The organism is Hyella patelloides LEGE 07179 (genome assembly GCF_900659865.1).
GTDB lineage: Bacteria > Cyanobacteriota > Cyanobacteriia > Cyanobacteriales > Xenococcaceae > Hyella > Hyella patelloides.
This window is the reverse complement of record NZ_LR214286.1, coordinates 1-1,661: the sequence shown is the minus strand read 5'-3', so window position 1 is coordinate 1,661 and position 1,661 is coordinate 1. Positions and strand designations below refer to the sequence as shown.

Sequence of the window (1,661 nt, the reverse complement as noted above, 5' to 3'; positions counted from 1 at the left end):
CTCGGACTTGGTATTCACTTAGTCCTAACCACCCCTTAGCTTCACGGGTTGAAAACTTCTACCCAGTTTCTTTGAGAATAAGTTTCAACTATCCATTGCTCTGTTACTTTTTCTCCTTCAACATTTGTTATCAAGTAGTCAACTCGCGCGTTCCTTAGCGGAGGCAACCTCCGCAGGGTCGCTCGTCAATATCTTCAGCATCTTCAAAGGCTGGCGCGCTCATGACGATAGCTATTTTTCTTTGACCAATGAGTTTAGATATTTCTACTTCAATAATTGCTACCCATACTGTTCTGGGTTTTTCTCCTGGTATTTGAATTTCCTTGAATTCCTCATCCGATATCCATTGGGCGTATTCATCTATTCTTATTGAGTCGGTTTTTCCTGATTTATCTTTAAATAAAATATTGCGATTTTTAGCGATTCCTCTTACATATTTTAATTTCCTTTCTTCTAACTCTTTTAAAAAAGATGCGTTGTTACCATAAGATGAATCTATTAAAACTATTCCTGGTCTATATCCTCGTCTCAAACTTTTATCAATTAATTCCCAAGCTAAGGTGGTTTTTTTCTTAAACTCTGGGTCTTTTTTTCCTTCTGCTAATGAATCGCCATGCTGGTATAATTCTATGTCTAACGGCAAGCTTTTTTTGCCATCATAAAGATGAGTTGTTACCACTACATTTCCATTATCTGTTTTCCCAATTTCCCCGATATACTGTCGTCCTACTCCTGCGGTAAAATTGCGCACCGCCCGCGCTGAGGTCTCCTCAGCGTATAGGACGGAGCAAGCAGCCACTTTTTCTATGCCCCGAATCATCAACAATTAGACTAAACCCTCTACTGATTCTGGTTTGGCTGCATTTGTTCATTACTTCTAAACGACGCTCATTCATCTTCTCCGCCGACCAGGTTGCTTCCGTTAAAAAATGGTGTAATTTGTGATATGTGACTTCTACCGCATCTCTAGCCATCTGAGACACATTTTTTCTCTCACTTTCTCCCAATAATCCTCCTACATAGTGTCTAAACTCCCTTGTCTTGGTGCGCGACGGCGAAGCCGAGTCCTTTAGGGCGTTCCTTGGCTGAGGAAACCTCAGCAGGGTCGCACCGCTTTTTGGGCTTTAGTTCTTAATAAATCATCAAACTTTTTACACCATCGCTTCGTTGCAGGGAGGCATAGCTGCGGGAGTAGTTTCTTTCATGATGGCGATCGCCTATGATAAGAACGTGAAACTTAACTATCAAAAGCAGTATATCTTATTTTGCTTGTACTAATTGTTTAAGTACCGCTAAGACTAATTTCCTTTGATGGGAAAAAGCCGACACACAGTTGATAAAGTTTTGTTTTGCATTGTCGTAATTGGTCACAGTATTTTTGAGGCTCTTTCCATCAACAGAGATCCATTCGGATTCTGGAATTAAACTATATTTTTGACTCCATTGATTAAAAACGAGTTGTAGCTCTTCGTAATTTAAATCCACCATGACTCTTCTAATTACTGAATAAGAAGGAACTCTCGCTTTAGGAATTTGAAGTCTCTTAATCAATTCTCTTCGGTGGCGTTCGACAAATCTCCCTAATTGCCGATAACCCCAATAACCACTCATCATCCCCATAATTATGATTAGAAGCACCAACCATAGAGGATGACGAAGAC

At 40.1% G+C, this 1,661-nt stretch carries 1 protein-coding gene and 1 pseudogene; both read right to left on the bottom strand.

Annotated elements, in window-relative coordinates; translation table 11 throughout:
* A pseudogene (locus H1P_RS38680) lies at positions 1-1,205 on the bottom strand (IS701 family transposase); the annotation flags it as partial.
* A 55-nt stretch (positions 1,206-1,260) separates the two neighbouring features.
* On the bottom strand, positions 1,261-1,661 hold a 401-nt coding region (locus H1P_RS33185), incomplete at its 5' end, for an ISAs1 family transposase (RefSeq protein ID WP_144875726.1).